Genomic DNA, 6,582 nt, shown 5'->3' on the forward strand with positions numbered 1-6,582 from the left:
GCAAGTAATGTCCACGGATCTTTGGCCGATCGACAGTATTAGCAATCATTATTGATCCTCCCTAAAGTCACCCTCTTGAGGCTACTTAGACCGGCCTCTTGGACGCCTCTTTGGGCGTCTTGCGATCCGTCGCTCTCAGGGATTGCCGGCGCGAAATGTGCATTTCGCCAAGCCAGCCCCTAAAGCTCTGGACACCTCAACATTGGTAATGTCGCAATTGAAGGACGGGCGGAAATGATGATTGCACATGGTAACAATCGATGATGTCGATAGATGATGGATCTTGGTTAGCGGTCCGGATCATGCCGCTCGCCACCGTTTCTAGGGGCCGTTCACACACCACCAGGGTGTGAGACCCACGACGCCGTATGCGGGCGGTTGAGGTTGTAGCGGAGAGTCCGGGGCTTGACGGACTTGGCGCGAACGCCGGATCGGCCAGGCGTGGACCGCGCCGAGCGTTCGGACTTGCTAATATGTCGGGCGGAGGGCTGAGTTCGCATGGGGCCTCCGCCGACCTTGGACCAGGTCGGGCGGGGATTTCTCGCCGGTTAGGCGCCGGGCGGGCCATATGGCTCGACGCCGTTCATGAACTCGATCGAACACTTGTCGCTGATCGTGCTGTGGGGGCGCTGTCCGTTATAGTCCCTACGCCAACCTAAGCGGGTATCATCCCGGTGTTTCGTCGACTGGCAAGCTGCCTGACGATGGATGCGAACGAGCGTACCTGAGGTGTTTGCTTTCCAACCTGGCTCCATAGGATGCCCGGCGTGCGTATGGGTGTTGGTGCTTCTAGCGGTATGGCGGTTAGACCTGCATTTTCCGGAACGACGTCACGGGCCACGATCGTTCCAATCTCGGTGCGGCTCGCCAGCCCCAGCATAGGCGCAACGGTATTCATCTCGGCCACGATTATAGGTTCCGCACCGCTTATCTTGAAGCATTCGTCGAGCATGGTCCGCGTTGAGAATTCACCAGGCAGCAATGCCAGCCTTTGATGATGAAGCTCCGCCATCCTGACGCGTTTGCGTTTAGCAAGTGCATGAGTGTCGCTTACGGCCAGCACCATCTCTTCGCTGTACAGGGCTTCAAAGATTAGATCGTCTGAAACGACGGGCTGATACGCAATGCCAAGATCTATCTCTCCATTGGCGATGCCAGTGTCGATCGCGTCTGCGGACAACTCACGCACGACCATTTTGACGGTGGGGTTGCGCAGCATGAACTCGGCCGCGCAGGCGGGTATGAAATTGAGATTGAAGGTGTGAGTGGTGCCGACCCGAACCGTACCCGACAGTTCGCCCTCCCTCTCCTTTAATGCGCCGACCCCCTGATCAAGCGCTTGGAGTGCTCTAACGGCGTAAGTGAGAAACTCTTCGCCTGCGGCGGTGAGCGACACCTTTTTACTGGAACGATCGAAAAGGGTCTTTCCGAGTTCCAGCTCCAGAGCGCTGATTTGGTGCGAAAGCGTCGATTGCGTGACGTGAACGCGCTCTGCGGCGCGGGTGAAGTTCAGCGACTCTGCAACGGCCACGAAATAGCGAATATGTCTGAGTTCCAAGCGCGTTCTCCGGCAATCATCGATGTCAGCGATCGTGACGATGCGCAATCATCATTTTCGCCGCAACCTAGCCGTCACTATGTGGAAGTGAAGCACGCCCGATCCCATGACCGGCCATGACGTGCGGGGTGAAAGGGAGCGAGCCAAGACGTTGGCGGAACCAAAAGAGTGGCTAGGCCGGTCGAGGATCCTCCGGCGCCCATGCCTGGCGAACCACCGGCAATCAAGGACATGTCGAAATGGTTAGAGTGTTAGAGGGGATTACTGTCCTCGAACAGGGGACGTTCATCACCGGTCCGGCGGCCGGTATGCTGTTAGCTGACCTCGGCGCTACCGTTATCAAGATCGAGCAGCCGAAAACGGGTGATCCCTTCAGGGCTTTTAGAGGTGGGCTGTATAGCCCTCACTTTCAAACCTATAACCGCAACAAGCGCAGTATTACGCTCAACACAAAGCTGCCCGAAGATCTTGCTGTCTTCGACGAGTTAGTGGCGTCGGCAGACGTCTATATTCAGAACTTTCGCCCCGGCGCAGCCGAACGGCTGGGCGTGGGTTGGAACCGGCTGCATGCCCTCAATCCGCGCCTCGTCTATGCCGCGATCAGCGGGTTCGGCCAAACCGGGCCAGCGGCTGGTCGACCGGCCTACGACACTGTCGCGCAGGCCGCGAGCGGCTATCTGAACCTGTTGGTGAACCCGGCCAATCCGCGGGTCGTGGGCCCGGCGCTGGCGGACTCGCTCACCGGATTCTACGCGGCCTACGGCATCATGGGCGCGCTGATCGAGCGGGGAGGGACGGGCGTCGGCCGACTCGTCGAAGTGTCGATGCTCGAGGCGATGAGTCATTTCAACCTCGACGCCTTCACCCACTACTTCTCGGAAGGCGAGGTGATGGGCCCATTCAGCCGTCCCCGCGTGTCGCAATCCTATGTGCTGGAGTGCAACGACGGGAAGTGGATCGCGCTGCACATGTCCTCGCCGGAAAAATTCTGGGAGGGACTAGCGGACGCGATCGAGGCTCCGGACCTCTTCAAAGACCCTCGCTTTTGCAATCGCGAGGGGCGCATCGCTCATCAGGACGAACTGATCGACATCCTTGGCGCGGCGTTCAAGACCCGCACACGAGCTGAATGGTGCTCTCGCCTCGAAGCGAGAGATGTTCCCTATGCGCCAATGTATGACACGAGCGAGGCGCTGGAAGACCCGCAGGCAAAGCATCTTCAGCTTACCATCGAAGCGCCACACCCGACGATGGGCCTGTGGAGAACAGTGCGCTCGCCGGTCAGCTTCGATGGCGAGCGCTCGCTGACGGTAACCCCGCCGCCGGTGCTTAATGAAGCCAATGACGACATCGTTGCGCCGGTGCGGCGCAAGTTATCTCAAAGGATCGACGTCTAACGCCAAATCTAGAGGCGCTCTCTTTATCCTGAAATCCATATATTCCAGGACTACCAATATGAAAATTGGCAAGGAAACGATACCGAAGACCGCAATAAGTACTTCGGACGAAGATAGCATCACCGTCCGTGGGTACAACTTGGCCGCGGAACTGATCGGGAAGATTTCCTTCTCGGATTACTTCTTTCTGCTGCTCACCGGGCGGCGGCCCGATGCAGCAGCGCTGACGGTGCTGGACGCCACGCTGGTCGCCATTGCCGAGCATGGTCTCGTTCCAAGCGTTCAGGCCAGTCGCATGACTCTATCGGCCGCGCCGGATGCCCTTCAAGGTGCGGTCGCGGCGGGGATATTGGGATGTGGCTCGGTGATCCTTGGGGCGTCGGAGACCGCGGGGCGTCTCTTCAAGGAAATTGATGAGCGTGCAACCGCCCCAGGCGGCGACATAGAGAGCGCCGCGCGCGACCTCATTCAAGGATTGCGGGATGCGCGCAAGGCGATCCCCGGCTACGGCCATCCCTTGCACAAGGAGCGAGATCCTCGCGTGGCCGCGCTGTTCTCGGTCGCCAGCGAGAGCGGCGCCAATATGCGCTTCGTCGAAATCGCGGAGGCGGTCGAGCGGATAATTCCGACGGTTGTCGGCAAGGAACTGCGATTGAACGTCTCGGCCGCGATACCGGCGGTGTTGTTAGGCGTCGACTTCCCGATTTCGGCGTTGAAGGGCGTCCCGATTTTGGCGCGCACGGGTGGCCTCATTGCTCATCTAGCTGAAGAACTTGAGCGCCCTATCGGCTTTGCACTTTCCTATCAGGCATCCCGCGAAGCGATTTACGACGGCGAGCCCTCGGCCCCGGCAGCCTCGGATTAGCCGAAGCGCGCTGAAAGCTCGCAAATAAGTACAGGTTCAGGAGAGAACGATGTCCAGGCACGGTGAGACTTACGACGTTATCGTGATCGGTAACGGCCCCGTCGGCCAGATGGCGTGCGCGCAATTAGGTCAGGCTGGCTACAAGGTCGCGGCCTTCGAAAAATTCCCTCAACTATATGGTCTGTCTCGCGCGGGCCATGTCGATGACGAGATTGTCCGCACGTTGCAGCGTATCGGCGCGGTGGACGACTTTCTTGAAGATGCCGTAGCCTGGAAGCATTACGACATGCGGAGCGCAGCCTTCGGCGGCGAATTGCTGCTCCATCTGGATTGGAGCACAATCGGGCCCCACGGATGGAGTTCGCACTGGCGCTTTTACCAGAATGAGCTCGAGAATGCGATCAGCCGGCAAGTGAACGCGACCGGCATGGTCACCACCAGGATGGGCTGCGAAGCGATCGCGATCAGTCAGGATGAAGAAGGCGTGGACGTTACGCTTCGCGATGGGGGCGGGGAGTTCACGGTCCGAGGACGGTATCTGATTGGAGCCGATGGCGCCAACAGCTTCGTGCGACAAACCTTGGGCATCGAAGAATGGGCCGGCCGTGAAGACGTCGATCAGTTGGTTATCGACACGCGGCAAAAACGCGAACTGAGCTTCGAGTTTGATAATGGCCAGTTTGCCGACCCAACGCGCCCAGGCTGCCTCTTTCAGCTCGGAAAGCGGCACCGGCGCTGGGAGTTCACATTGCTGCCTGGCGAGAAACCCGAGGACTTTGATGAGGCTCGGGTTTGGGAGCTTCTCAAGCCCTGGGTCACTCCGGACGATGTCGAGCTGTTGAGGCGGCCCGTCTACCGTTTCCGCGAGCGCATCGCGCATGAATGGCAGCGTGGCCGAATCTTCCTCGCCGGAGATGCGGCTCACCGGCTGTGGCCCTTTACCGGTGAGGGCATGTGCAACGGCATTCGCGACGTTTCGGCGCTGACCTGGCGGCTCGACCTCGTGATGAAGCAGATTGCGGCGCCTGTGCTGCTCGAGTCCTATATGGACGACCGCAAGCCGAACTTCACCGGCTGGATGGACCTGTCGCGCGAGATCGGCGCCGGCTGCGTCATCACCGACCCTGCGATTGCCGAGCATCGCGACGCGGCCTTGCGCGCCGCGCTGAAGGACCCGTCCGTCGCTCCTCCGCTCACTATCCCGCCGGGCCCCACCGCCTTCTCGCGCGCAGAGGACCCGACCGCTGGGGGCCCGGGGCGTCAGGGGCGCGTACGGTACAATGGCAAGGAGGGACTCTTCGACGATGTTGTCGGGCGTGGCTGGGTTCTCATCAGCCGCCAAGAACCTGAGCTAACACCGGCGCAGAAGGCGTTCCTGAACGAAGTCGGCGGATTTTCGGTTTGTGTCGGTGCGGAAGGCAGCGGCGCCGAGGTTGAGGACCTCGACGGCGTCTTCGTTAAATGGCTGGAGTCAACGGGTTGTACCTCGGCGCTTGTCCGTCCCGATTTGTTCGTCTGGGGCAGCGCCGTAAATCCCGCCGATGCTGGCGCACTCGTCGGAGAGTTCGAGCACGCTATTCGGTCGGGCCGTAGTGTCGGCCGCACCGCTGTTGCAGCGTGATCGTTCTGCGCCAGATCGGTGGATCGCAATGACCGAAACGCTACCCCCGCTCGATGATATCGGCCTAGCTCCACCCGAACCGCCACACGCCGCGACCGAAGTCTGGCAGAAGGAACTCGATAGCTATCGTCGAGCGATGCCGCTGTCGCGCCTGCTCGGCAACGGCATGGAGTATGCCGACGCGCTGCGCCTCCACGAACTTGCGCAATCTGGCGTATCTTGGATCGAGGCTGGTGTCTGGCTCGCAGAACGCAACCTTGCTCTGGCGCGCGAGGCGAAGGCAGCCGGCAGGCTCGACACGGCGCGCAGCTATTTCTTCTTTGGCAGCGCCTGCCTTCGCTTTGCACAGGTCGCTATTCCAACCGACACGCCGAACAAACGCGCGCTCTACCGTCGAATGGTCGAGGCCTTTGCGGAGGGCGCCGCGCTCAGCACGCCACCTATCAGCAAGATAGAGGTCGAGTGGGGGAGCGCCAAACTCAGCGGCTGGCTGATGGCGCCGGCAGGGAATGAGGCCGCTCCGGTCGTCATCCAGTTCGGCGGGTTCGATGGGTGGCGCGAAGAATATCACCTAGGAGCCGAATATCTGGTTAAGCGCGGCGTGGCTGTCTTTCTGGTCGATCTTCCAGGGCAGGGCGAAGCGCGCCTCTTCAACAACCTCTACATGGATGACCGCGCCTACGAGGCGGTGAGCGCCATCATCGACCGCCTCCATGGCATTCCAGCCCTACAGCCGACATACGGCGTTTGGGGCAACAGCATGGGCGGCTGCGTCGCCGCCATGGCGGCCATTCACGACGAGCGCATCGCCGCCGCGTGCGTGAACGGTGGCACAGTGTCTCCCATCGAGCTCGTGGAGCGCTTCCCGCGCTTTTCCGAGAAGATCGAAGCGCTGACCGGCGCCAGTGACCCAGCGGCCGCGGCCGCGATCGTGCGCCGGTTCGATCTCTCCAATCGACTCGATCGTCTCACCAGTCCGCTGCTGCAGCTGCACAGCGTTCCCGACCAGGTCTTCCTCCTTGAGAACGCCAGGAAGGTTCACGATCTGGCTGCCAGTACTGATAAGTCGCTGGTGGTCTGGGAGCGCGGCGACCATTGCATGTACAACCATTCACACGAGAAGCACTGCCTCGTCGCCGAC

General features: G+C 60.6%; 5 protein-coding genes. 4 read left to right on the forward strand and 1 reads right to left on the reverse strand.

All coding sequences use genetic code 11. From position 1 onward, the window contains the following. Window positions 1-655: 655 nt before the first annotated feature. A complete protein-coding gene (locus tag FCU40_RS10905) occupies window positions 656-1,606 on the reverse strand; it encodes a LysR substrate-binding domain-containing protein (RefSeq protein ID WP_206677332.1) in 951 nt (316 codons plus the stop codon). Between the two features lie 191 nt (window positions 1,607-1,797). Here FCU40_RS10905 and FCU40_RS10910 point away from each other — a divergent pair, with 191 nt between their 5' ends. From FCU40_RS10910 to FCU40_RS10925, 4 genes are all read left to right on the forward strand, one after another. Further along, on the forward strand, window positions 1,798-2,955 hold the full coding sequence (locus tag FCU40_RS10910) for a CaiB/BaiF CoA-transferase family protein (protein WP_168074851.1): 1,158 nt from the start codon (window positions 1,798-1,800) through the stop codon (window positions 2,953-2,955). A 58-nt stretch (window positions 2,956-3,013) separates the two neighbouring features. Then, the gene (locus FCU40_RS10915) at window positions 3,014-3,820 is read left to right on the forward strand and encodes a citryl-CoA lyase (protein WP_168074853.1); all 807 of its coding nucleotides are present in this window, start codon (window positions 3,014-3,016) and stop codon (window positions 3,818-3,820) included. 49 nt (window positions 3,821-3,869) lie between these two features. After that, a complete protein-coding gene (locus FCU40_RS10920; RefSeq protein ID WP_168074855.1) occupies window positions 3,870-5,441 on the forward strand; it encodes a bifunctional 3-(3-hydroxy-phenyl)propionate/3-hydroxycinnamic acid hydroxylase in 1,572 nt (523 codons plus the stop codon). A gap of 28 nt (window positions 5,442-5,469) precedes the next feature. Further along, a partial coding sequence (locus FCU40_RS10925) for an alpha/beta fold hydrolase (RefSeq protein ID WP_168074857.1) occupies window positions 5,470-6,582 on the forward strand: 1,113 nt, incomplete at its 3' end.

The sequence above is a fragment of the Caulobacter sp. SSI4214 genome, assembly GCF_012184455.1.
In the GTDB taxonomy this organism is placed as follows: Bacteria; Pseudomonadota; Alphaproteobacteria; order Caulobacterales; family Caulobacteraceae; genus Caulobacter; species Caulobacter vibrioides_E.